This window comes from Candidatus Dadabacteria bacterium, assembly GCA_009837205.1.
GTDB lineage: Bacteria > Desulfobacterota_D > UBA1144 > Nemesobacterales > Nemesobacteraceae > Nemesobacter.
In genome coordinates this window covers 1-24,143 of record VXTZ01000029.1, presented here as the reverse complement: position 1 = coordinate 24,143, position 24,143 = coordinate 1, and the positions used below count along the sequence as shown (strand labels likewise).

The 24,143-nt window shown below is 49.5% G+C and carries 23 protein-coding genes and 3 tRNA genes; 13 read left to right on the top strand and 13 right to left on the bottom strand.

The window, feature by feature from the left end:
• Positions 1–79: 79 nt before the first annotated feature.
• Together F4Z13_07385 and F4Z13_07380 are read left to right on the top strand one after the other, a co-directional pair.
• Positions 80–1,006 (top strand): NAD-dependent epimerase/dehydratase family protein, encoded by a 927-nt coding sequence (locus tag F4Z13_07385; GenBank protein ID MXZ49045.1) that lies wholly within the window; start codon positions 80–82, stop codon positions 1,004–1,006.
• A 247-nt stretch (positions 1,007–1,253) separates the two neighbouring features.
• Entirely contained in the window at positions 1,254–1,466 is a 213-nt protein-coding gene (locus tag F4Z13_07380) for a hypothetical protein (GenBank protein ID MXZ49044.1), read from the top strand.
• A 3-nt stretch (positions 1,467–1,469) separates the two neighbouring features.
• On the opposite strand, the gene guaA is transcribed toward F4Z13_07380, so the two are convergent.
• The 4 genes from guaA to F4Z13_07360 all read right to left on the bottom strand — a co-directional run bounded on the left by guaA (position 1,470) and on the right by F4Z13_07360 (position 5,636).
• Positions 1,470–3,002: a glutamine-hydrolyzing GMP synthase gene (gene guaA / locus F4Z13_07375; protein MXZ49043.1), complete on the bottom strand. Its 1,533-nt coding sequence runs from the start codon at positions 3,000–3,002 to the stop codon at positions 1,470–1,472.
• A 95-nt stretch (positions 3,003–3,097) separates the two neighbouring features.
• The gene (gene guaB, locus F4Z13_07370) at positions 3,098–4,567 is read right to left on the bottom strand and encodes an IMP dehydrogenase (GenBank protein MXZ49042.1); all 1,470 of its coding nucleotides are present in this window, start codon (positions 4,565–4,567) and stop codon (positions 3,098–3,100) included.
• Between the two features lie 5 nt (positions 4,568–4,572).
• Positions 4,573–4,950, bottom strand: a complete 378-nt coding sequence (locus F4Z13_07365) for a hypothetical protein (protein ID MXZ49041.1) — start codon at positions 4,948–4,950, stop codon at positions 4,573–4,575.
• 113 nt (positions 4,951–5,063) lie between these two features.
• Entirely contained in the window at positions 5,064–5,636 is a 573-nt protein-coding gene (locus F4Z13_07360) for a hypothetical protein (GenBank protein ID MXZ49040.1), read from the bottom strand.
• A 259-nt stretch (positions 5,637–5,895) separates the two neighbouring features.
• Here F4Z13_07360 and F4Z13_07355 point away from each other — a divergent pair, with 259 nt between their 5' ends.
• From F4Z13_07355 to F4Z13_07345, 3 genes are all read left to right on the top strand, one after another.
• A complete protein-coding gene (locus F4Z13_07355) occupies positions 5,896–6,726 on the top strand; it encodes an outer membrane beta-barrel protein (protein MXZ49039.1) in 831 nt (276 codons plus the stop codon).
• A gap of 199 nt (positions 6,727–6,925) precedes the next feature.
• The gene (locus tag F4Z13_07350) at positions 6,926–7,882 is read left to right on the top strand and encodes a MoxR family ATPase (protein ID MXZ49038.1); all 957 of its coding nucleotides are present in this window, start codon (positions 6,926–6,928) and stop codon (positions 7,880–7,882) included.
• Between the two features lie 17 nt (positions 7,883–7,899).
• Positions 7,900–9,054: a VWA domain-containing protein gene (locus F4Z13_07345; protein ID MXZ49037.1), complete on the top strand. Its 1,155-nt coding sequence runs from the start codon at positions 7,900–7,902 to the stop codon at positions 9,052–9,054.
• A 34-nt stretch (positions 9,055–9,088) separates the two neighbouring features.
• Here the strand turns inward: F4Z13_07345 and mltG are convergent, their stop codons facing one another.
• Together mltG and proB are read right to left on the bottom strand one after the other, a co-directional pair.
• The gene (gene mltG, locus F4Z13_07340; GenBank protein MXZ49036.1) at positions 9,089–10,090 is read right to left on the bottom strand and encodes an endolytic transglycosylase MltG; all 1,002 of its coding nucleotides are present in this window, start codon (positions 10,088–10,090) and stop codon (positions 9,089–9,091) included.
• The gene (gene proB, locus F4Z13_07335) at positions 10,087–11,226 is read right to left on the bottom strand and encodes a glutamate 5-kinase (GenBank protein ID MXZ49035.1); all 1,140 of its coding nucleotides are present in this window, start codon (positions 11,224–11,226) and stop codon (positions 10,087–10,089) included. The genes mltG and proB overlap by 4 nt, the downstream gene beginning before the upstream one ends.
• Positions 11,227–11,311: 85 nt before the next feature.
• On the opposite strand from proB, the gene F4Z13_07330 reads away from it, so the two are divergent.
• Positions 11,312–11,388 (top strand) — tRNA-Gly (locus F4Z13_07330).
• Between the two features lie 18 nt (positions 11,389–11,406).
• Here the strand turns inward: F4Z13_07330 and F4Z13_07325 are convergent.
• The 4 genes from F4Z13_07325 to gyrA are packed head-to-tail and all read right to left on the bottom strand — an operon-like array spanning position 11,407 to position 15,692.
• Positions 11,407–12,144: an NAD-dependent protein deacylase gene (locus F4Z13_07325; protein ID MXZ49034.1), complete on the bottom strand. Its 738-nt coding sequence runs from the start codon at positions 12,142–12,144 to the stop codon at positions 11,407–11,409.
• Between the two features lie 15 nt (positions 12,145–12,159).
• On the bottom strand, positions 12,160–12,765 hold the full coding sequence (locus tag F4Z13_07320) for a glutathione S-transferase family protein (GenBank protein ID MXZ49033.1): 606 nt from the start codon (positions 12,763–12,765) through the stop codon (positions 12,160–12,162).
• Positions 12,766–13,260, bottom strand: coding sequence for a PaaI family thioesterase (locus F4Z13_07315; GenBank protein ID MXZ49032.1), 495 nt, complete (start codon positions 13,258–13,260; stop codon positions 12,766–12,768).
• Entirely contained in the window at positions 13,260–15,692 is a 2,433-nt protein-coding gene (gene gyrA / locus F4Z13_07310) for a DNA gyrase subunit A (GenBank protein ID MXZ49031.1), read from the bottom strand. Before gyrA ends, F4Z13_07315 begins: the two co-directional genes overlap by 1 nt.
• A gap of 144 nt (positions 15,693–15,836) precedes the next feature.
• Between gyrA and rsmD the strand changes: the two genes are divergently transcribed.
• Genes rsmD through F4Z13_07290 form a run of 4 tightly spaced genes read left to right on the top strand, consistent with a single transcriptional unit; the run spans position 15,837 to position 19,208 of the window.
• On the top strand, positions 15,837–16,385 hold the full coding sequence (rsmD, locus tag F4Z13_07305) for a 16S rRNA (guanine(966)-N(2))-methyltransferase RsmD (protein ID MXZ49030.1): 549 nt from the start codon (positions 15,837–15,839) through the stop codon (positions 16,383–16,385).
• Positions 16,382–16,885: a pantetheine-phosphate adenylyltransferase gene (coaD, locus tag F4Z13_07300; GenBank protein ID MXZ49029.1), complete on the top strand. Its 504-nt coding sequence runs from the start codon at positions 16,382–16,384 to the stop codon at positions 16,883–16,885. Before rsmD ends, coaD begins: the two co-directional genes overlap by 4 nt.
• 4 nt (positions 16,886–16,889) lie before the next feature.
• Positions 16,890–18,083 (top strand): pyridoxal phosphate-dependent aminotransferase, encoded by a 1,194-nt coding sequence (locus F4Z13_07295; GenBank protein MXZ49028.1) that lies wholly within the window; start codon positions 16,890–16,892, stop codon positions 18,081–18,083.
• Positions 18,084–18,089: 6 nt separating this feature from the next.
• Positions 18,090–19,208 carry an ABC transporter substrate-binding protein gene (locus tag F4Z13_07290; protein ID MXZ49027.1) on the top strand — a complete coding sequence of 373 codons (1,119 nt, stop codon included), beginning with the start codon at positions 18,090–18,092 and terminating at the stop codon, positions 19,206–19,208.
• Between the two features lie 4 nt (positions 19,209–19,212).
• On the opposite strand, the gene F4Z13_07285 is transcribed toward F4Z13_07290, so the two are convergent.
• Positions 19,213–19,288: transfer RNA gene (locus F4Z13_07285), tRNA-Ala, on the bottom strand.
• A gap of 59 nt (positions 19,289–19,347) precedes the next feature.
• A tRNA-Ala gene (locus F4Z13_07280) sits at positions 19,348–19,424 on the bottom strand.
• A 137-nt stretch (positions 19,425–19,561) separates the two neighbouring features.
• Between F4Z13_07280 and F4Z13_07275 the strand changes: the two genes are divergently transcribed.
• The 3 genes from F4Z13_07275 (at position 19,562) to F4Z13_07265 (ending at position 23,434) form a co-directional block, all read left to right on the top strand.
• Positions 19,562–20,863 (top strand): homoserine dehydrogenase, encoded by a 1,302-nt coding sequence (locus tag F4Z13_07275; GenBank protein MXZ49026.1) that lies wholly within the window; start codon positions 19,562–19,564, stop codon positions 20,861–20,863.
• Entirely contained in the window at positions 20,860–21,954 is a 1,095-nt protein-coding gene (locus F4Z13_07270) for a PAS domain-containing protein (GenBank protein ID MXZ49025.1), read from the top strand. The genes F4Z13_07275 and F4Z13_07270 overlap by 4 nt, the downstream gene beginning before the upstream one ends.
• Before the next feature lie 64 nt (positions 21,955–22,018).
• Positions 22,019–23,434 carry a sigma-54-dependent Fis family transcriptional regulator gene (locus F4Z13_07265; GenBank protein ID MXZ49024.1) on the top strand — a complete coding sequence of 472 codons (1,416 nt, stop codon included), beginning with the start codon at positions 22,019–22,021 and terminating at the stop codon, positions 23,432–23,434.
• Between the two features lie 3 nt (positions 23,435–23,437).
• Here the strand turns inward: F4Z13_07265 and rnc are convergent, their stop codons facing one another.
• Positions 23,438–24,094: a ribonuclease III gene (rnc, locus tag F4Z13_07260; protein ID MXZ49023.1), complete on the bottom strand. Its 657-nt coding sequence runs from the start codon at positions 24,092–24,094 to the stop codon at positions 23,438–23,440.
• Positions 24,095–24,143 lie beyond the last annotated feature (49 nt).

The following is a 24,143-nucleotide window of genomic DNA, read 5'->3' as shown; positions in this document are numbered from 1 at the left end:
CTCAAGATTCACACAAGACCGCTTTTTGACAAAATCCTGAGGGAAAACTATTATTTCACCGCACCCGGAAGGAAAAAAAGTGAGAATAATAGTCACAGGCGGAGCGGGATTCATAGGCTCTTGGGTATGCGAAGCGTATATCTCCGAGGGCCACGAGGTTCTAGTGGTCGACAACCTCTCAACGGGATCTGAGGACAACATCCCTCCTGAAGCTGAGTTTGTTGAGTGTGACGTAAGGGATTCCGCCAGACTCGAGAAGGCGTTTCGCCAATTCCGCCCCGAAGTCGTCAACCACCACGCAGCACAGATAAATGTAAGAAATTCCGTCGAGAACCCCAGCCTTGACGCTGATATAAATATAGGCGGTTCCCTTAACGTTCTTAGACTCTCCGGGGATCACAAAATCGGAAAATTCATTTTTTCATCCACCGGAGGCGCTCTCTACGGAGAACCAAAGAAACTTCCGGCCGATGAGTCGACCCCCGCCCTTCCTCTTTCCCCTTATGGAATCTCGAAACTCTCAACGGAAAACTACGTAAGATATCATTCAAGGAATCATGGTTTCGGACACGTGATCCTGAGATACTCAAACGTGTACGGAGAAAGGCAGAACCCCGAGGGGGAGGCCGGCGTGATAGGGATTTTCTGCGAGAAAATAATCAGCGGGAAACCCTGCCTCATATTCGGAGACGGAGAACAAACTAGGGATTATGTGCATGTCTCCGATGTCTCGCGGGCAAACCTGCTCGCCGCAACCCTCATGCAAGAGGGAACTTTCAACATAGGAACTTCTATCGAGAGTTCGGTAAACGACATAGTGGACATACTTGAGGAGGTAACTAAAACCGAATTTACAACTGTTCACGAAAAAGAGCGTTCCGGGGAAGTAAGAAGGATTAGTCTTGACTGCTCTCTAGCGGCCGAGAAATTCGGATGGAGCGCGCGGGTGGCCTTACGCGAAGGCCTTTTTAGAACATGGAGCTGGTTTTTGCAGGAGAGAAATTGACGGCAGCCCGAAGTCCCTGTCTTTGAAAAAATCTCACTCGTGGTTAGAATTGTTTTTCTTTCGGAGGATGGATAATGCAGGATAACGAAGAATTTTTTGATGTACGGATTTACAAAAGATATATAAAAGAAGGGCATATCACCCAGAAGGATTACGAAAAACACATAAAATCCCTGCCCGACGTAAGTGACAAGGCAACATCCCTTCTCATCGACGAAGAAGAGGAAACCGGAGAGTAAGAAGAATAATGGAGCGCTGGGAATACAAGGTAATCTCAACTGATGTGCTTGTTAAAAGACCCCAGGACCATGATATAGCGGTCTACAAGGAAGAGGCTGATTCAAGAAGGGAGAACACTAGGGGAAGCCTTGAAGATTCTCTTGTCTCGCTTGGTAAGGACGGTTGGGAACTTGCCACCATTACGGGTGAATTTGCCATATTCAAGAAGAGAGTCAGTTAGATTTCACTGCCACTCTATGGTGCCGGGAGGTTTTGTGGATATATCGTATACGACCCGGTTTATTCCCTTTACCTCGTTTATGATTCTTACTGAGATTTTCCCGAGCAGATCATAGGATATCTTCGACCAGTCGGCGGTCATTCCATCCGTACTGCTCACAGCCCTCAGGGCACAGACGTTTTCATAGGTGCGTTCATCGCCCATAACTCCCACCGTCTTTACCGGGATAAAAACGCAGAAGGCCTGCCATATTTCATCATAGGCCTTCGATTTTTTAAGCTCGTCTATAAAAATGCTGTCCGCGTGCCTCAGTATGGAGAGTCTCTCGCGCGTGACTTCTCCCATTATCCTGATCGCAAGACCCGGACCGGGAAAAGGATGGCGGCCTATAAGAGAGGAAGGAAGCCCGAGAGCCTTGCCAACGTTTCTCACCTCGTCTTTGAAAAGTTCCCGAAGAGGCTCTACTATCTCTAGGTTCATTTTTTCCGGAAGCCCTCCGACGTTGTGGTGGGACTTTATGACGGCCGAGGGGCCTTTGACGCTCACGCTCTCGATAACGTCGGGATAGAGCGTTCCTTGGGCTAGAAAACGGACACCGGATATCTTCTCAGCTTCTTCCTCGAAGACCCTCACGAACTGCTCGCCCATAATCTTTCTTTTCGTTTCGGGATCCTCAACACCCTCAAGATGAAAGAGAAATCTCTCAGAGGCATCCACGTGAATAAAATTCATCTCAAACTCGGAAAAAGCGTCACAGACCTCCTGAGCCTCATCAACCCTCATGCATCCCGTATCAACGAAAATACAGTAAAGCCTGCGTCCCACCGCCTCATTAATAAGAGCAGCCGCGACCGAGGAGTCCACTCCCCCCGAGAGTCCGCATATGATCTTGCCGTCCCCGACCCTTTCCCTTATATCGTGTATTGAATGCTCTATGAACGAGCCCGCCGTCCAGTTTCCGCCAAGCCCTGCCACCTGAAAAAGGAAATTGGAAAGTATCCGGGCTCCGAATTCCGTGTGCACGACCTCCGGGTGGAATTGCACCCCGTAGATGTTTCCGCCTGCGTTTCTTACCGCCGCGCACTCCGTGTTCTCGGTATCGGCTATCGCCGTAAATCCCTCGGGCATACTCAAAACCCTGTCGCCGTGAGACATCCAGACTCCCGAGGTCCTCTCCACGCCCGAGAAAAGCGGGTCTTCCGTTACCAAGTTCAAGACGGCGGGACCATATTCCCTCTTCTCGGAGCGCTCAACTTCACCACCGAGCTGGAAAACCAGCACCTGAAGCCCGTAACAGATACCCAGAACCGGTATTCCCAAAGACAGTATTTCCCCGTCCACCCTAGGAGAACCATCCTCCCAGACGCTTGAGGGCCCCCCGGAGAGTATTATCGCCCCTGGAGGATCTTTCTTTATTTCGTCTGTGGCAGTGTTATAGGGTTTTATTTCGGAATAAACCCCGAGTTCCCTAGTGCGCCTGGCGATAAGCTGCGTATACTGGGAACCGAAATCAAGAACAAGAACTTTTTCCCGCATTTACAACCGCCTCCCCCATTGCGATAAAATCCGAAGAACCCTGAAGGGTAAACCGCACTTTCTGAGGCTGACTTTACGAGATAAGAAAACCGTTATCACCCGATCCTGTAGTTGGGAGATTCCTTGGTAATTACGATATCGTGAACATGGCTTTCCTGAAGCCCGGCATTGGTGATCTTTACAAACTTCGCGTTTTCCTGAAGTTCCTTTATCGTCGCGGAACCGGTGTAGCCCATTCCCGCACGAAGCCCTCCGACCAGTTGGTAGACTATGGCCCCTATATTGCCCCTGTAAGGAACCCTTCCCTCTATTCCCTCGGGGACAAGCTTAGCTTCCATCATCTCATCGTCCTGGGCGTAGCGGTCCCTGCTCCCGGCCCTCATCGCTTCAATGGAACCCATGCCACGGTAAACTTTGTAGGTTCTCCCCTGATAGAGGACAACCTCCCCAGGGGCTTCGTCCGACCCGGCGAGCAGGTTCCCTATCATCACGGAATCTGCTCCGGCGGCAAGCGCCTTTGTTATATCCCCCGAGTACTTTATCCCTCCGTCGGCTATTACGGGTATGTCGTGCTTTTTCGCCACGGAACAGACTTTTCTTATGGCGGTTATCTGCGGCACTCCTATACCGGCTATCACACGTGTCGTGCATATCGATCCGGGACCGACCCCCACCTTTAGACAATCCGCACCGGCTTTTATAAGATCCTCGGCCGCTTCGGAGGTGGCTACGTTGCCGGCCACTAAATCTATCTCCGGGTATTTTTTCCTTATATGGGCCAAGCTGTCTAGCACTCTTTTCGAATGTCCGTGTGCAGTATCGACCACTATTACGTCGCATCCTGCTGCAACAAGCTCGTCCACCCGCTCCTGGCTGTGCTTGTCAACCCCGACCGCGGCTCCCACGAGAAGCCTTCCCATCACGTCCTTAGATGCCTTGGGAAACTTCTCTATTTTCTCTATATCCTTCATGGTTATAAGGCCACGAAGCTTGAAGCTGTCATCAACGACCGGGAGTTTTTCTATCTTAAACTTGTGAAGAAGTTCCTTGGCTTCAAGAAGAGTGGTGCCCTCCTTGACGGTAACAAGCTCCTTTTTGGGAGTCATTACCTTGTCGATCTTAAGATCCATGTTCTTTTCGAATCTTATGTCCCTGTTGGTGATTATTCCGTGAAGCGTGTTGTCGGACTTTACAACGGGAAGGCCTGAGATGTCGTTTTCAACCATTATCTCGAGGGCTTCGCTAACCCGGGTTCCGGGACGTACGGTCAGTGGATTAACTATCATTCCGCTTTCGTATTTCTTTACTCTTTCAACTTCACCCGCCTGTGCAGGGATGGAGAGATTCCTATGGATTATCCCTATGCCGCCTTCCTGTGCCATGGCGATTGACGTGCGGAATTCCGTTACGGTATCCATGGCCGCGCTTAGTATGGGAATATTAAGGTTTATACGCCGGGTAAGCCTTACCGAAACATCAACTTCGCTCGGCAGAACTTCGGAATAGCGCGGAGATAGTATTACGTCGTCAAAGGTAAGCGCTTCTTCAAAAACAAAATCCTGCATAGCAGCTAGCCGGCCTTTTTCGCGGCGGAAACTTTCCTTGCCCTCGGTTTTCTTGTTTTCGGGGCGGGTTTTGGTTTTCTTTCAGCGTCAAGAGCTTTGCTCCCGCCCATACTTTGAAAACCCTTAGCAAAAAGATCCAGAATTTTCTTTCTCGCATCGGAAGCCTCCACTCCTAGTTCAATCTCTATCTCCTGCTCCTTCTCCAGAAGATTCAGAAAAACTGACACGATACCCACGTAAGTCGTGTCGTCCACTTTTTCAAATCCCATGGATTTCAAAAGCTTTCTCGGAATGAGTGGAAACTCGAAATCAACGGTCTCGACGGATTCTTTGGATAGAGAACCGTCCTGACTTATGCTTACTTTTATTCGTGTAGACTTCATCGCTTACCCACCGGATTAATTCTATAAAGGGGCTATAGTTTACTAAAAACGGCTTAATAAAGCAATTTAAACCATTCCACTCCCTGCCAAAACCTAAGCCCCAACCGACTTCCCTAGCCCTCGGACATCACCTCGAAACCCGTAATCTCGATTTGATACTTAAGACCAAGTATCTTGCTCACGGAAAGGTAGAAAGTGTTGAAGAAAACGGTATTGCCGGGCTTTATGTTGAAATTGGCCGAAGCCTCTGTTCCGGTAAGCGCCGAGAGGTCATCCCCGCTTTTCCTGCTTAACTTCTGAAGAGGATGCTCCGTGTCAGCGTTTCTGAGGTCTCGCATCGAAAGGGTGTTGCCCGAGTAGAAGTCCTGAACGTAAACGGTCCGCCCCGACACTTGAAAACTGCTCTTGAGCTTTATGTAACTGACGGGAACGTCGCTTTCGTTCATGATCTCCCCTCGAACGAAAAAAAGATAACCTTTCTTGGTGGTTATCCACCGGGATTCAGTGTTCCTCACGATCAGTTTTCGGGAAATATCGTCGCTCTCCCAGAACCACTGCTCAGGGAAAACCCCGAATTTAAAGGCCCCGAGACCAAGTGCGAAAACAACCGCTATCAGGATAAGCCTACGGGGGGACTTTCTCTTTTTTACTTCGTCTATTCCGTAAAATATTTTTTCCGCGTCCATAAGTCCCGCCCCGGAGATAAAGAATCCGCAAAACGGCAAAGAACCGTCTTCGCAGGCAGATTATAACCGTAATATCCGCTTTTCCCACAAGCGGAGTTTCCCATGGCGGACGGCAGTACGCACCATTGCCCAAGTCGCTCAACCGCTTCATTTTACAATGCCCATTCTTCAAGCTATAAATATTGAGTAGGAAGAGTTTCAGCTTCCTTCCGGAGTAAGGATTTAACCTCGTAATTAAGGACTATCAGGAGAAAAGACCATGAACAGAATTCTTAAGAATCGGAAAACGGATCTTTGGGTTTTAGTAATAGCGATGGCAATGATTTTCGGTGTTTCCGGAAATGCGGTTGCACAAAGCGGAAGTTTTTACCTTGGCGCCTCGGGCGGGATTGAACGCGCAAACATCGAACACGCAAAAACCGTTGACAGCACCAATGTTCCGGCCAGCTATCTTCAGAGCGGAAACATTTACAGCACGAGTGATTCGGCAAGCAAGACGGGGTTTAGCGGTGGGCTTCTTGCCGGCTATCGCCTTACTCTGGATCCAAGCGACACCTTCTATTTAGGCGTCGAGATCGACGGACAGTTCCACGGTGGCACGGTAAGCGGAACGCTTCCTGGGGACGGAGAGTCCGAGGGTCGAAACCAGTACGGAGAAGCCTGGCCCGATGAGTGGAGCGTTGAGAGAAAAAACAGCTACGGCGTAACGTTGGTGTTCGGCGCAAGCCCCCCGTTTCTGATTTCGCTTTTGGGCCCGGGCGCCGGCTTCTACGCTCTTGGCGGCGTGCGCCGCCTGGATGCGGAGTTAAAGGTTGATTACAGCGGTTGCCCAACCGGCAACGCGATTTGCACCAGTCCTGAAGAGTTTACCTCCGGCACCAATTCCTACGACGAGACCTTCTACGCGTGGACAGCGGGAGGGGGCCTTGAGAAGATGATCGGGGATAAGATAGGACTCCGGGGCGAGGTGCGCTACACCCAGTACGGAAAGGAAGATCGGGACACTTTTTCGGAGTCAGAGGTCAAGGTTCCCATATCGCTTGACGGAAGCGAAACCGGTTTTTCAGTAAAAGCGGTTTTATACTTCTGATCGACTCTTGGCAATTTGCCCTGAAAACCCTCTCGGCTTTGCCCCAGAAGGGACTTACTCCCTTAACAACTTGTGCAAGATGCAGGGAAGAACCGCCTGTTACGTCAAAACCTCCGGTCTCTGCACACGCTGAAACAGATTGAAAAAAATATCCCTTTATGTAATAATAACGCTCATTGCCTTTTTCAGGAGTGGATGAATGAACCCCGCTAACCCTTTTGCGTCCCTTCGGGAAGAAATGGATAAGCATGTCGTCGGACACGATGAGGTAAAAACTGCTCTTCTTCTCGGAATAATCTCAAGAGAGCACATTTATATCGAAGGTCCTCCGGGTACGGCAAAGACCATGCTTTCGGAAATTGTTTCCAAAGCAGCCCAGCTTAACTTCTTTTTCTACCAGCTTCACAGAGACACCAGACTCTCAGAACTCGTCGGAGACCTGACAATAGTGAAGGAAGACACCGAACTCGGAGAGAGGATAAAGCAGGATATCGTAAAGGGCGGAATACTTACATCTGAGATCTGCCTTTTAGATGACATATCTCGTGCGCCCGGGGAATCGCTCAACATACTTCTTCGAATACTTAACGAAAGGAAATTCTTCAGCGAACCCATTCCGCTTCTGACCGCTATAGCGACGAGCAATCCGACGGCTGACGAATACTACAATGAACCCCTTGATCCGGCCAACCTTGACCGTTTCATTCTCCAGGTAAAGGCCTTGGGAATCTCCTATGGAAGAAAATGGGACGAGGCTAAAAAGGTTATCGAGCTTTACGCCGAAAAGCCGTTTGAAGAGAAAATACCGAAAAGGGTAAGCAAAAAACTTTTCGACAAAAGCTACAAGACACTTGAAAAGATTCCGATTCCACCCGAAGTGCAGGAAGGTCTTGCGAATTTCGCAGCCATAATGATCGAGGACTTCGGGCTTAACGAAACCAACTCCCTTATTACCGACAGGACGTTTTTCGTAAAAGCACTCAAACTTATCCGCTCCCACGCACTTCTAAACGAAAGAGAGGTATGTTCAAGAGAAGACCTCGACGTTTTAAGGTACATGACTGCTTTCCGGGTTCCCCCCGACGTCTACGAACAGATGGACAATATTCTTCGGAACATCGTTCAGGATAAAAAAAAAAGCCAGATGACAAGCTGACCCCGGACCCGGATCAGATGCCTGATTCGGAATTCGATCAGGACTTCTCTCAGGAGCCCAAGGGGGAAATTCCCGACGAGGAAGCGGATAAGGAAACCGAGAATCCGCTCGCCGAGGCCCAGAAAACATTCTTTGACGCGCTTAAGGACCTTAAGCAGAACCTCGATAACAACCAGAGCGAAATGGCTCCTCCAGAAGGCCAGGACGTGCCGAGTGACCCCACCGGAAATCCACAGGACAGCGGGAACACGGAGAGGGAGGACAAATCCGCCCGCGCATACATGAGCAGCAAGTCATCCAAGGCCGGAGAAGACGATGAAACAGTAATACCAGGAAGGGGAAATAAGGAAACAGCCGAGAACATAAAACGCATCATGAGAGTGCTCGAAGGCAATTTCCAGAAAAGCATGGCAAAAAAGACTTCCCACCCGGGAGGATCTCCAAGAAAATGGAAGCGCATGTCCTCTTTTGACGAGATCGAGGATATAGATCCCGTCGAGGCGTTCATATGGTCCGAGCACACTTCCCCCAAGCTGCCTAGAGTTCACCTTCGCGAAAAGGAAACGCTCGGAGGGGAGATAGCAATTCTCAGGGACATAAGCACTTCGATGATGGGAGTGTACAGCGAATGGTCTTCATCCGTCGTGAAGGGAGTAATAGAGCTTGCGAGAAAAAAGAGAATGAGAATCGGTTATCTGGAATTTAACCACCGCTCAAGAAAACACACGAAAAACTCCCGCTTTTTCACTAGGGATTACAGGTGGATAGAAAGGCTGGCGGAGAGCACGGACTGCTCCGGAAACACAAACTATGAAGAAGCGCTGGGAGAGGCCCTCAAGGAGTTCCGAGGCAGAGGACTTAGAAACAAGCACATACTCTTTATAACCGACGGGATTCCAACTTCCGGCGATCCCAATGTAGAAGCGCAGAGAGCGCGCGCAAAGAGCATAGGGGTTTGCATACATTCCATATTCATCGGATCGAAGAACTACCCGGCCATACTTGAAATACTCTCAAAGGAAACGGTAGGAACACAGTTCATGGCATCCAAGGGCCGAGACGACATAATACGTATAGAGAGAAAGGACCGAGCTTATCTGCAGGCCGAACAGGAGAAGATTGCCAAATCCCAGCATGACGGCTTTGCAAAAGCATTCAGAGGAGAACTCTAGTGCGTCCGGCCAAAGGCGCTCTGGACGCATAAAGTCACTGTTTTTCCTTCTTTAGAAGCCTCTCCACGGCATTTACGTGATCCCCGTATGTGCTTGAGAAAACATGAACCCCGTCTCCGTTTGAAACGAAGTAAAGATAGTTCACGTCCGCCGGCTCAAGTGCCGCGCGGATTGAATCAAGACCGGGAGCCGCTATCGGACCCGGAGGAAGTCCCGAAACCACGTAGGTATTATAGGGAGAAGGAAAACTCAGATCTTTTTTTCTGATATTGCCGTCGAACTTCTCGCCAAGAGCGTAAATCACCGTCGGGTCGAACTCAAGCTTCATCCCTTTCCGGAGCCGGTTGCTTATTACGGCGGATACAAGAGGCTTCTCCGGGGGAAAAGCCGTTTCTTTCTCTATTAGTGAGGCAATGGTCACAATCCCCTTTATATCGGGTTGCGGATTGACGGTACCAAGCGTTGCATAAGCTTCCCGAAACCTATCGAGCATCGTTTCAATTACCTTCTCCGCGGAGCAGCCACGCGCGAAGAAATAAGTATCGGGAAAAAGAAACCCTTCAAGACTCGAAACGTCCACGCCAAGTTTTTTCGTGGAGTACTCACCGTTTTCCGCAAGCGCGAGGAACTCTTTCCGGATAACTATCTGCGAGGCATCGAGAATCCCGGCCATCTGCACAAGGGTAAGTCCTTCGGGAAAAGTGACTTTCCTTAAAGACACTTCGCCGCGACGCAGCTTCCTATGAACAGTATAAGGGGCCTCGCCGGCCGAAAACACGTATTCACCGTGCTTAAGCTTCCGCTGGGTTCCGCTAAGAAAAGCTGATAGGAAAAGAACCTCCGCTTTTCTAATCACTCCCTCTTCCTCAAGCTTCTCAGCTATAGCGGACAGGCCAAGGCCTTGCGGTATATCGACAATTTTTGTCTCAGTTGAAAAACCATCTAGGAAATAAAACCAGGTAGACAAAGCCAACAGAACGAAAACAAAAACCGCAAGCCCTTTTGAGAACCGGTTAAATCCACGAGTCTCACTCATTTGGAAAGTATCACCATCTCGTTTCGATGGATTATCTCGTCGCTGTATCTGTACCCGAGCGCGCTCTCTATTTCAGATGATTTCTTCCCGAGAATCTTTCTCACCTCTGAAGAGCCATAGGAACAAAGTCCTCTTGATATCTCAACCTCAGAGGAATCAAAGCAGCTCACAAGTTCTCCTATCTCGAACTCCCCCTCGACTTCCTTTATACCCGAAGGAAGAAGACTTCTGCCTTTTTTGGTAATAGCCTCGGCCGCACCATCGTCCAGTATAAGTTTCCCTTGAGGCTTAAGCGTATAGGCAATCCAGTGTTTTTTCCCCGTGAGTCTTTCCCTTGTCGGAAGTATCACGGTTCCGTACTCTTGGCCGTTAAAGATACTAAGAAGAGAATCTTTTCTTTTCCCATTCGCGATTATAGTAGGCACACCAAAGGCGGCGGCGGATCTTGCCGCCTGGACCTTGGTTCTCATTCCTCCGGAAGTGGTTTTGCCGAAAGTGTCTCCGGCAAAGGACTCTATTCTGGAATCTATCTCTGCGATTGTGGAAAGCAGTTTCGCGTTTTCGTCTTTCGCCGGGTCCTTGTCGAAGAAACCCTCCACGTTGCTTAGCAGCACAAGAAGATCCGCCTCCGTAAGAGAAATCACAAGCGCCGCGAGATTGTCATTATCTCCGAACATGATCTCCTCAAAAGCAACCGTGTCATTTTCGTTTATGACGGGAATTATCTCCATCTCAAGCAACCGCCGGATGGTCTTTCTAGAGTTAAGGAACCTTTTCCTGTCGGAGAACCCGTCACGGGTAAGCAGAATCTGCGCCACATTAAGACCGAACTCGGAAAAAGCCTCTTCGTAATTTCTGATAAGCTCGGTTTGACCGCAAGCGGAAATCGCCTGTTTTACATCTATCTCTACAGGTTTGCTCGAAAGACCCAGTTTCTTCATCCCCGACGCTATGGCTCCCGAAGAAACTATGATTGTTCTCACTCCCCTCTGTTTAAGGTTAAAGACCTGCTTAGCTATCTCCTTAAAAACGGACTCGTTAAGAGATCCGTCGTCGTGGGTAAGCACGCTGCTTCCTACCTTGATGACGGCGGTCTTTACCTTCTCAATGAGATTTTTTCTCTCCTGTTCACTCATGGCGGTTCTATTGTACCCAAATACGAAAATCCATCCTATTTGACAACAAAGGAGGCTCTTGATATGTTTTCAGTTCGCTTCCGTTGCGGGAATAGCTCAGTTGGCTAGAGCGTCTCCTTGCCAAGGAGAAGGTCGCGGGTTCGAATCCCGTTTCCCGCTCCACTCACCACACTGTTCCTTTCATATTCCGGTTTCTTCAAAGAATTCGCCAATTCTCCGGCGGATCACCATATCAGCCTCGTCGTCAAAAGGAGTCTCCATCAGGTTTATGATCACAAGCGCGGCCCCTTTGGAAAGAGCTAAACGGGGAAGTCCGCTTGCCGGAGCAACCAGAAGGGAAGAACCCATAACGATGAGCACCTCTGAGTCTGATACGAGATCAATCGATTCCCCCCATGGCTCTTCGGGAAGGGCCTCTCCGAAAAAAACGGCGTCGGGCTTCAGAATCCCTCCGCACTGCATGCAGAGAGGAGGATTTTCCCCTCCGGCAACCCTGCTCATCGTGTCGGCCATCGGATAGTACTCCCGGCACTGTAGGCAAACGACCCGCCTTACGGAACCATGAAGCTCAAACACTTTCTCAGAACCCGCCCTTGTATGGAGGCCGTCCACGTTCTGCGTTATAACACCCCTGAGCCAGCCCCTTTTCTCAAGACGCGCAAGCGCGTAATGGCCCGCGTTGGGTTCGGCGGCCGCCCTCACAGGATAGGATTCCATGGCGTACGAATAATAATTCTCGGGATTTCTCAAAAATCCGGAAAGCGAGACCACCGACTGGTCCATTTTCTCCCACATGCCTGTCCCTGGAGAACGGTAGTCGGGGATTCCGGATTCGGTGCTTATTCCAGCTCCCGTAAAGGCAACCCCTCCTTGGGTCTTCTCCAACAGTTCCAAAAAAAGCTCGACTTCCTTTTCCATGAAATACGCCCGGCTCTAACCGGCAAAAGCAATGAAGTTGGGAGTTCCCTCGACGCTTTCGCACCACCTTCTGATCGACGGATACGCTCCCAAGTCAAAACCCCCTTCCTCGCAAAACATCGTGTAGGGATAACATGCGATGTCGGCTATTGAGTAGTCCCCGCAGAGAAACTCGGTTCGGGAGAGATGATCGTCAAGGATCGCAAGCGCTGCGTTTCCCTGTACGTGAAGCTTCTCCATCGCCCCGGGGGGTACTTGGTCAGGTGGCAGGAACTTCGCAAAGTATCTCGCAAGAGCAAGGTTCGGATCTACGGTCGTCTTTCCGAAAAAAGTCCACTGCGCAATCAGACCGTAGGTCTCCGGATCATCGGAGAGGTAGGGATTCGGAGAGAACTTCTTCGCCAAGTAAAAAAGTATCGCATTTGACTCCCACATGACGAAATCTCCGTCCGAGAGAACCGGGATCTTGCAATTGGGGTTAAGCGCTGAGAATTCCTCCTTTTTATGTTCCCCCGAGAATATATCCACTGTTACTCCTTCGTATTCGACCGAAAGCTGGTGCAGAAGAAGCTTTGCCTTATAGGCGTTCCCAGAAAGCGGGTGCTCATACAGTCTTATCATCTAATCCCTCACGTATTGTAAGAATTCTTCGCTCAGAAGCTCAGGGCCCAGTATCTGGCGCAGGGTTTCCTTTCGGGGGAACACGTAGGTAACGGCGGCACTTGCGAGCTCCGTTCCGTCCTCATCCCTTATGACCGAATCGACTTCAACTCTTCTTCCCCTGATCTCCTTTATCTTGGCTCTCACGTCAAGCATTGTGCCGCTTGGAACCTTCTTCATGTAAGTAATGTCTATTTTCGCCGTAAAGGCAATCTTGCGGGTTTCATTGAACATGGCCCAGAAAGAAACCTCGTCGACAAGGGCGCACTGAACTCCCCCGTGCACTATCCCCGGCCAGCCGCAGAAATGCTCCTCGGCAGAAATGGTAGTGAAAACCTCGTCGGTTTCCTGATCATGAAAGAACTTAAGGCGAAGTCCGTGCTCATTGTGCGGACCGCACGCAAAGCAGTTATAGCCTGGAAAACCGGAGAGCACGTTTTCGACTTCCTTTATCATCAGTCTCCCTCCGCGACTTTCGCAACCGCGGCTACAAGCTCCTCGGGCTCAAGATTTATGACCTTCACCCCTTGGGCGGCTCGGCCCGTGTTACGTATCTCGGAAACGCTCGTTCTTATAATCTTGCCGCCCTGATTACTTATGAGCATTATCTCCGTATCATCATCCACCTGGAACCCCCCGACCACTCTTCCATTTCGCTCGGTTATGTTGACGGTCTTCACCCCCACCCCTCCCCTTTTCGTAATCCTGTACTCCGAGATTAGGGTGCACTTGCCGTAGCCCATTTCGGTTATGGTAAGTATCTGCGCGTTCTGGTTCCTTATGACCTCAAGACTCACCACCTCGTCACCTTCTCTGAGCCTTATGCCTTTAACACCTGTCGACACCCTGCCCATGTTCCTGACGTCCGTGCCTTTGAACCTAATCGCCTGGCCGTTCCTTGAAGTAAGGAGCACCTCGTCGTCCTCTGACGCAAGCGCCGCTCCCACAAGTTCATCTCCCTCAAGTATGTTAAGGGCTTTTATCCCTCCTACGCGGGGATTTGAATACGCTCTCAGCTTCGTTTTCTTAACGATTCCGTTTCGAGTCGCCATGACTATTGAGACGTCCTCGGCAAAGTCCTTTACGGGCAGCACGGCCGCCACTTTCTCTCCCTTATCAAGATTAAGCAGGTTCACCATCGCCCTTCCCCGCGCGGTGGGAGAGGCCTCGGGAATCTGGTAGACCTTGAGCCAGTAGCATCTCCCGAGGCTTGAGAAAAACAGAATGCTGTTATGCCTCGATGCCGTGAACAAATCGTTAACGAAATCTGTGTCCCTAGTACTCATTCCGGTTCTTCCACGTCCGCCTCTTCTCTGGTTCCTGTAAACGCTAAGCGGGATGCTCTTTATGTAACCCCCGTAGGTGGTGGTAACCACCATCTCCTCGTCGGTTATAAGATCCTCGATGGATATCTCCCCAACGTCCTCTACTATCTCAGTTCTCCTCGCGTCTCCAAATTTCTCCCTGAGCTCTGTGAGTTCCTCTACCGCGAGATCGAGTATGAGCTTTTCACTCCCTAGTATTTCTTTGAGCCTCGCAACGGTTGCGATAAGCTCACGTCTTTCTTCAAGTATCTTGTCCCTCTCAAGCGCCGTAAGTCTCTGAAGGCGCATCTCCAGAATGGCCTGGGCTTGGCGCTCAGAAAGCGTAAATGTCCGCACAAGACCCGCTTTCGCGGCCGCAGGGCTCTCAGAACCTTTTATGAGCTCAACAATTTCATCCAGATTATCAAGAGCGATCTTGAACCCCTCGAGGATGTGGAGGCGTTCCTCGGCCTTTCGAAGCTCGTACTGGGTTCTGCGGGTAATTACCTCTTTTCTGTGCTCTACGAAGTGGGCAAGGAGTTCTTTTAAGCTAAGGACCTTCGGCTGGTTTCTCACAAGCGCGAGCATTATGATGCCGAAAGAAGTGTACATCTGCGTATGCTTGTAGAGCTGATTTAGAACCACTTGGGCGTGTTCTCCGCTTTTCACGTCGATAACAAGTCTTATACCCTCTCTGTCGGACTCATCCCTTATGTCGGAGATACCCTTTATTTTCTCCTCTCTCACAAGCTCTGCGATTTTCTGGGCCAACCGTGCCTTGTTAACCTGGTAGGGGAGCTCGGTAACGATTATCACTTCCCTGTCTCCTTTTTTCTGCTTCTCTATGCGAACCCTAGCCCTCATCCTGACTATTCCGCGACCGGTGGCGTAGGCGGTGCGGATGTCATCCCTACCGCTTACGAAACCGCCCGTGGGAAAATCCGGTCCAGGCATGATCTCAAGCAGCCTATCCACAGTGATTTGGGGATCTTGTATCTGCGCCACCACGGCGTCGAGAAGCTCCCCAAGGTTATGAGGAGGAATATTGGTCGACATACCCACCGCGATTCCCGAAGAACCGTTTAGAAGCAGATTGGGCACCTTGGTCGGCAGCACGCTTGGTTCAAGTTCTCCCCCGTCGTAGTTCGGATAAAACTCGACTGTTTCCTTATCAAGATCCTCAAGCATCTCTGAAGAGATTCTTGAGAGCCTTACTTCCGTGTAGCGCATGGCCGCCGGACTGTCCCCGTCAACGGAACCGAAGTTACCCTGCCCGTCGACAAGCGGAATTCTCATGGAAAAATCCTGGGCCATCCGGACAAGGGAGTCGTAGATCGCCGAGTCTCCGTGAGGGTGGTATTTACCCATGACATCCCCCACCACTCTGGCGGATTTCTTGTAGGGCCGATTCCAAACGTTTCCGACCTCGTTCATTCCGTATAGAATTCTCCTGTGAACGGGCTTGAGTCCGTCGCGTACGTCGGGAAGAGCCCTTCCGACTATCACGCTCATTGAGTAGCTGAGATAGGACTCCTTCATCTCATCTTCAATGTTTACAGTCTGCACTCTGGATGAAGTGTCCATTCCTGAAAAAGCCCTCCGGAGAAAAGAAAAAGAATGGTTGTGAAATAAACCGGTTAGAATGATATTTTACATGAATAAATCCATGAATTCCAGAGCAAAACGGGGAGTAAATCCGATCTTGACGAAAGAGTTGAAATAATCGACATGCGCATACTTACGGGACAATCCAAGGGCAAAAAACTGAAAGTCCCAAGGGGAAAATCGCTTAGACCCACGGCATCCAGAATAAAAAAATCCATTTTCGACATACTGGGTCCCGAAGTGGCGGGAACAAGGGTGCTTGATCTTTTCTCGGGCTCGGGGAACCTGGGAATCGAGGCTCTGAGTCTGGGAGCCGCATTTTGTGTCTTCGTTGAGAAAAACCCCGGCACAGCGGGAATAATCGCCCAGAATCTGCGTTCCTTGGGATACACGGAACGATCGAGAATACTCAATTTTGATTTCAGAAAAGCATTGAGTATGTTAAGTGCGGAAAATTGCGGGTTTGATGTTGTTTTCGTCGATCCCCCATATGAGCTTTACGAAAAGACGGAGCCTTATGAGCTTGCCCGCGATATACGAAGCGTCGTAGGAGAGAAGGGAGTAATGGTTATTGAACATCCATCCAGAAACGTTATTAATTCTGAAGGACTTGACGTGAGAACCAAAAAATACGGAGGTACCTCCGTAAGTTTTCTAAGGAGGCTAGATTGAACGGCAAAATTGTAATCTATCCGGGTTCCTTCGACCCTTTTACAAACGGGCACCTTAACATAATTACCCGGGCCGCGGGAATATTCGAAAAAATAATAATTTCGGTCGGACACAATACTTCAAAGAAAACGACGCTCTCGACCGAAGAAAGAGTATCTCTGATCGCCGAGGTGACCAAGGATTTCCCCAACGTCGAGGTTGAAAGCTTCGAGGGGTTGCTGGCCGACTACATAAGAGAAAAGGAAACAAACACTATATTGCGCGGAATGAGATGTCATTCGGACTTTGAATACGAACTTCAGATGGCCACCGCAAACAAGCTTATGAACGAAGAAGTGGAAACACTGTTTATGGTAACTGAAAGCCAATTCTCTCACATAAGCTCCTCCCTGATAAAGGAAATCATTTCCCTGGGAGGTTCCGCAAAGGATTTTGTGCCGGCAGTGGTTGAGGAAAAACTGATTGAAAAACTTCGCCCGACCGGGGAACGGAGGAAATGATAAAGTGAGACTTTCAGAAAGGGTCAGCAATCTGAAGCCTTCTGCAACTCTGACTATAACGGCAAAAGCCAAGTCGCTTCGCGCCCAAGGAGTTGACATCATAGGGTTCGGGGCGGGGGAACCCGATTTCGACACCCCGGAGAACGTGAAAAAAGAAGGCGTGGCCGCGATTAAAAGCGGTTTTACGAAATACACTGCCGTGGGTGGAATCGACGAGCTCAAAGACGCTATAGCGGCGTCTTTGAAAAAAGATCACAGCCTTGAGTACTCAAGGGACGAAATACTGGTTTCCTGCGGGGCAAAACACTCGATATACAACATCACCCAAGCACTTTTCGAATCCGGAGACGAAGTCATAATTCCGGCTCCCTACTGGGTTTCCTATCCCGAGCAAGTGGCGCTTACGGGCGCGACTCCGGTGATCATGGACACAGACGAGCAAGGACTTTTCAAAATCACCCCGGAGCAGCTTCAGGCAGAGATAAACGAAAGGACGCGGGCCCTTATTCTTAACTATCCTTCGAACCCAACGGGAACCACTTATTCGCGCGGGGAACTTGAAGAGATAGTAAAAGTAGCCTTGGACGCCGACCTGATTATAATTTCAGATGAAATATACGAAAAAATAATCTACGCAGATACTGAACATGTATCTGTCTGCTCTCTTAGCGACAAGGCTAAAAAATCCACTGTACTCGTAAACGGAGTATCCAAATCCTACTCAATGACCGGATGGCGCATAGGATACGCCGCCGGAGACAAAAGAGTAATAAGCGCGATGGCAAAGCTACAAGGCCAGTCAACCTCAAACCCCTCTTCAATCTCGCAGATGGCAGCCCTTGAGGCGCTTAGAGGACCGCAGGAGCTGCTAGGCAAAAGGGCAAGGGAATTTGAGAGAAGGAAGAACTTCATAGTAAAAAGGCTGAACGAAATCCCGGGATTTACCTGTTTTAACCCCATGGGAGCGTTCTACGTGTTCCCGAGCATAAGCGGTTTCGTGGGGAAAGCATACGGAAACAAGAGAATTGACGGGTCCATTTCGTTTACCGAATTCCTTCTCGAAGAGGCGAAAGTAGCCGTCGTTCCTGGCATAGCCTTCGGAAAAGAAAACTACCTCAGGATATCCTACGCAACATCCATGGAAAACATAGAAGAGGGCTTAAACAGAATTGAAGAGGCGGTAAAAACCCTGCTCTGATTCGAAATGGACTCCTTTAAAATCGGCCTTTCCGCAACGCTCTCAGGACGCCACGCGGTCCAAGGCAGGGAAAGCCTCCGGGGAATAAAACTTTTTACTGAGGAACTGCGCTCTAGAGGCGGAATAGAGACGCAGGATGGAAAATCCCTAGTTCCGGAACTCGTCTTCTATGACGATGAGAGTATCCCCGAAAAAACAAAGGAGAACACCCTCCGCCTTATAGAAAAAGACAGAGTAGACATACTACTTGGGCCATATTCAAGCAGCCTCACCCTTGCGTGCGTTGAAACTGCAGAGAGCGCCCAAAGAGTAGTGTGGAATTACGGTGGGTCGCTTGACGATATTCCTTCTCGCGCCCGGGGCAAAACGGTAAGCGCGATAACCGGGGCATCTTCTTACTTCCAAGCGGTCGTGGATATGATCCACGACTGCTATAGCCAAGCTGTGGAGCTCTTCGTTTTGCGTCTCGCTGGAAGCCGCTTTTCCCAGACCGTGTGCGAAGGGGCTCTGCTTCGCGCGGAGAAACTGGGTATTTCGGCAGCCGTTTATGACTTTCCCTCCGGCACAGAAGACTTCTCCACCATACTTGCCCGCCCAAAAAGCCGTAGCGCTTCCTGCGTGCTCTGCTGCGGAGGAATGGAAGACGACATAAATCTCGCCAAGTGGGTACGGAAGAACTCAGACCTTGACTTCGGGGTAGTGGCGACGCTTGCGGCGGCGGTAAACGAGTTTGACAAACGTCTCGGGCGGGAAGCAGACGGTTTTGTCTCGACAAGCCAGTGGGAACCAACGCTTTCTTTATCCCCGGATTTCGGCCCGAGCCCCAAGGAGTTTTCAGACAGGTTTGCCCGCGCTTACGGATACACGCCCGACTACACGGCCGCACAGTCCTACAATATGGGGCTTATAATCGAGAAACTCATCGAGAGAACAGGCGAAACGGACGAACAGACGCTTCTGTGCGAGGCCCTGCGCTCTCGGTTCACGACTTTTTACGGGGATTTCCGTATTGATCCCGAGACCCTGCGGCAGATGGGACACGGGATGCTGGTAACCCAATGGCAGGACGGGGAGAAAAAAATAGTTTTTCCAAAGGAATATTCTAATTCCCGGCTCATAGTATGAGGGGTGGTGGAGCCGACGGGAGTCGAACCCGCGACCTCATGAATGCCATTCATGCGCTCTCCCAACTGAGCTACGGCCCCGCATAAAACAGGATTATAAATCTAGTTTCAAGGCAAGCGCATGTCAAACCCTGAAAGAATGGTGGAGCCGACGGGAGTCGAACCCGCGACCTCATGAGTGCGATTCATGCGCTCTCCCGGACTGAGCTACGGCCCCACGAAGAACAGGAGTAATTAGTCTATTTCAGGAAACATGACTGTCAAACCTCCGCTCCAAGACAGCGGCCCCTCTTTATTGTAAAGCGGATTATGTATAATTTTCTTTTTGTGCATTAAGAAAAAGGAGATTGTTGGATGAATTCCGTAGATATAGGTCTTATAGGCGCCGGAACCATAGGTTGCGGGGTTTATAAAACAATAAGCGAAAACAAAGACATAATAGAAAAAAGGACCGGGATAAGGCTCAGAATCAAGAAAGTAGCCGATATCGACATAAAGAGAAAACGCCCGGTAAAAATCCCTAGGAAACTTTTTACCACCGAGGCACGCGAACTCATAGACGACGAGAGCATCTCGATAATAATCGAGCTTATCGGCGGAACTACGGCAGCGCGCGAACTGGTCTTGGCCGCGATACGAAACGGAAAAAACGTCGTAACCGCAAACAAGGCCCTTCTGGCTCACCACGGGGGTGAAATATTCAGGGAAGCGGCCGCAAACGGGGTTCATGTGGCGTTTGAAGCAAGCGTCGGAGGAGGAATACCTATAATCAAGGCGGCACATGAGAGCTATGTGGCAAACAACATCCTCTCCATACACGGAATAATGAACGGGACGTGCAACTACATACTCCACAACATGTCGGAGCAGAAAAAAGGGTTTGACGAAATGCTGCAGCGTGCCCAGAAAGAGGGATACGCAGAAGCCGACCCCTCGTTTGACATAGACGGCATTGACGCCGCGCACAAGCTGTCGATTCTGATAATGCTTGCCTACGGATTCTTTCCGAAATTCGAGAACATATACGTCGAGGGAATAAGAAGCATCTCTTCAATCGATATAAGCTTCGCCGAACAGCTCGGCTACAAGATCAAACTGCTTGCCATAGCCAAGTCAACCGACTCGGGCATACAGGCTGGAGTTTATCCGGCCCTTATAAGAAAAAACACTCAGCTTGCCGATGTAAAAGACGCGTTTAACGCAATCCATATCGTGGGAGACAAGGTAGGTCCGACAATGTTATATGGAATGGGAGCCGGGATGCTCCCGACGGCAAGCGCCGTTGTGGGCGATTTGGTTTCAATCGCAAAAACCGCCCAAAACGGTTCGCAGCCCGCCCCTCCCATGCTTTACGCGGAAGATGCAGGACGCAGGGCTCTTGTTAGCACCGACGGTCTTACGGGCCGCTACTACCTTAGATTTCAAGTCGAGGACAAGCCCGGCACGCTCGGGAAAATAACCACGATTCTCGGGAAGTGCGGAATAAGCATAGAGTCCATAATTCAGCAGACAAGGGAAACAAACGGCGGGGAGGTTCCTATCATAATAATGACCCACGAGTCGGGGGAGAAAAGTCTCAGGAAAGCTCTTGATAGGATAAGGAAATCCATGACATCTGTAGCCGACGCGATTTTCATAAGGATCGAAGAAATATGAGAGAATCAGCGGTAGCGAGAAAAATGCTTACGGACACAGAACCGCAGGAACATGCTATGTTCTACAGGGATCTTCTGGATTCACTTCCCGAGGGGGTTATAGTAGCTGACAGGGATCTTAATATAATTTCCGTTAACGAGCCGTCTGAGACCATACTCAATATCTCAAGGCAAAAGACAATCGGAAATCATATATCAAAATTTCTGTCGGAAGAAATAACCAACCTCTGCTCAAGGGCGGTAAAAGAAGAAAGGGTCGTGCAAGAAAACGATCTGCTTTTCCGCATATCCCGCAACTCTTCGATCAACGTGGAATGCACTGTATCTCCGATACACGGAAGCGACGGCGGGATGAACGGACTTGTAATCCAGATAAGAAACACTGAAAAAATGAACATGATGTCCATCATCAGCAGGAACTGCAGACTCGAAGAAAATTACGAAACCCTTGTAAGGGGACTTGCTCACGAAATAAGAAATCCCCTGAGCGGCATAAAGGGAGCTGCACAACTTCTAAGCGGCACGCTGTCAAAAACGGAGAAAAACCGGTGTTCGAAGATAATAATAAAGGAAACGGAAAGACTTAGAGACTTGGTTGACAGACTCGTGAAACCGTCATCGGTATCAACGCAGCATCTGATGTCGGTAGATATAAATGAAATTCTGATTGACATAATATTTCTCGAATCGAATCTTCATAAAAACATAGAATTCAAGCACAAGCTCGACATTACCATTCCTCCCATACCAGGAGACTACAACTCCCTGAAACAGGCGTTCATAAACATTATCCAAAACGCGGTGAGTTCGATAAAGAACAAAGGGCAGATAACGGTCAGCACCAAGTGGGTCACGGATTACAAGATACGCAATAAACACACGGTCCTGATATCGGTAAAAGACAACGGAACAGGAATACAGAAAAAAGACCTGAAAAAAATATTTACCCCGTTTTTCTCGAGCAAAAGGAAAGGAACAGGGCTTGGTCTTTTCATATCGAGCCAAGTAATAGCCAAATACGGAGGAATAATTACCGCGGAGAGTGAAGAAGGAACGGGCTCCGAATTCAAGATACAACTCCCGGCGAGCTAGAAATTATCAGCTTTTTGGGAACAGGTAACGCAATCGCTGACTTGGCGGCTGGAGAAACCAAATCATGAAAAATCGTATCCTAATAGCCGACGACGAAGAGGACATCAGGTGGATACTCGAGACATCCCTTAAGAAATCGGGCTTTGAAGTCGAGTGTGCCGAAAACGGAAAGGACGCCGTGCGAAAAGCATGCGAGGATGCATACTCCCTGATTCTTCTTGACATAAACATGCCGGATATGAACGGGTTTGAAGTTCTCAACCAGCTCAGAAACAGAGAAATTGACTCGCCCATAATATTCATTACCGCGCAGAATACCGTCAGCAACGCTATAGATTCAATACAGCTCGGGGCCTATGATTATCTGACCAAGCCGTTTGACCTCGAAGAGGTAAAACTCTTTGCCGAGCGGGCCATAAAGAACTACGAAGCCGAGAGAAAAATAAGGCTGTCTCAGGATCCCGAGGAGAATATTTCGTTCGAAGAAATAGTCGGCAGTTCACCCGACATGCTGAACGTATACAAGCTTATCGGTCGCACCGCCTCCAAAAACATCACCGTGCTGATAACGGGAGAAAGCGGTACCGGGAAAGAGCTTATCGCAAGAGCCATCCATTATAACAGTCCGAGAAGAAAGAAAAGACTGGTATCCGTAAATATATCCGCGATCCCCAAGGAACTTATCGAAAGTGAACTGTTCGGATACGAAAAAGGGGCATTCACCGGCGCCACCACCTTGAAGAAGGGAAGATTTGAAGAAGCCGACGGCGGAACCCTTCACATAGACGAAATAGGGGAACTTTCAACCGACCTGCAGTCAAAGCTCCTAAGAGCCATTGAGGAAAAACAGATCTACAGGCTCGGCAGTGAAAAACCGGTCTCCGTTGACCCCAGAATAATCGCAAGCACAAATAAAAACCTAAGAGATGCTGTCACGGAAGGCTCTTTCAGAGAGGACCTGTTTTACAGGCTAAACGTCATAAGCATAAACCTACCCCCTCTCAGGAAAAGAAAAGAGGATATAAAGGAACTGGTTCGACACTTTTTGAATAAATACTCTACTGAATTCGGCACCGAGAAAAAGGTGCTCTCCCCCGAAGCGAAGCAGCTACTAATCAACCACAGTTGGCCCGGAAACGTACGAGAACTTGAAAACACTATAAAACGTCTTCTGGTTTTAACTCCCGACAGCATAGTAAGCGGTGAGGAGACAAAAGAAGCCATCGATTCGCAAACCGGCTACGGAGAAACGGAAACGACAGAGAGGAAAACCGAAGAGCTTGTTCACATGATGGTAGAAAATTCGGACTTATCCCTGCAGAACATCCACGAGCAAGTAATCGGGAAAGTTGAAAAACAGTTAATCAAGACCATTCTCGCAAAAACTGACGGAAACATGAAACAGGCGGCAGCAATACTGGGGATAAACAGAAACACCCTGTCAAAAAAGATAAATGACCTAGGAATAGAAAGAAGTTAAGACCTAATATCCAAGCTTCCTGAGCGCATCGCGCGCCGCGGACTGCTCGGACTGTCTCTTGCTTCTGCCCTTGCCCGTACCCGCCAGGTCGGAAGAAATTCTGACCTCCACTGTGAAAGTCCTTTCATGCTGGGGACCTTCTTCACTCAGAACCCTGTACTCGGGCGTCTTTCCGAAGACGCTCTGGGAAACTTCCTGAAGCTGCGTCTTGCTGTCATGGGGAAAATCGTCTTCCTCAACAGCGTCTTGAAACAGTCGAGATACAACCTCGAAAGTTTTCTCGTAGCCCGCATCAAGATACAGCACTCCTATAAGTGCCTCAAAGGCATTTGCGTTGTTTGACTCCCTTTCCCTGCCCCCGGTGCTTTCTTCTCCCTTTCCTAGCCTTATTTGCTCTCCCAGTCCTAGCATCTCGGCGTACTTTGCAAAATTCGCACCGCTTACCACCTGACCTCTGATTTTTGAGAGATCTCCCTCGGTGTATGAAGGGTGTTTTTCGTAAAGCAGTACACTAACCATGCATCCAAGTAGCGCGTCTCCAAGAAACTCAAGTCTCTCGTTGCTGGGACATGAAAACTCGTTTGCATATGAACTGTGGGTAAGCGCCGTTTCAAGCAGAGAGGGGTCTTTGAACTCATAGCCAAGTTTTCGGTGAGTCATTGGGAGAAAATATCATTAACTACATTCAAAATCAACATCGCCGCAAGAG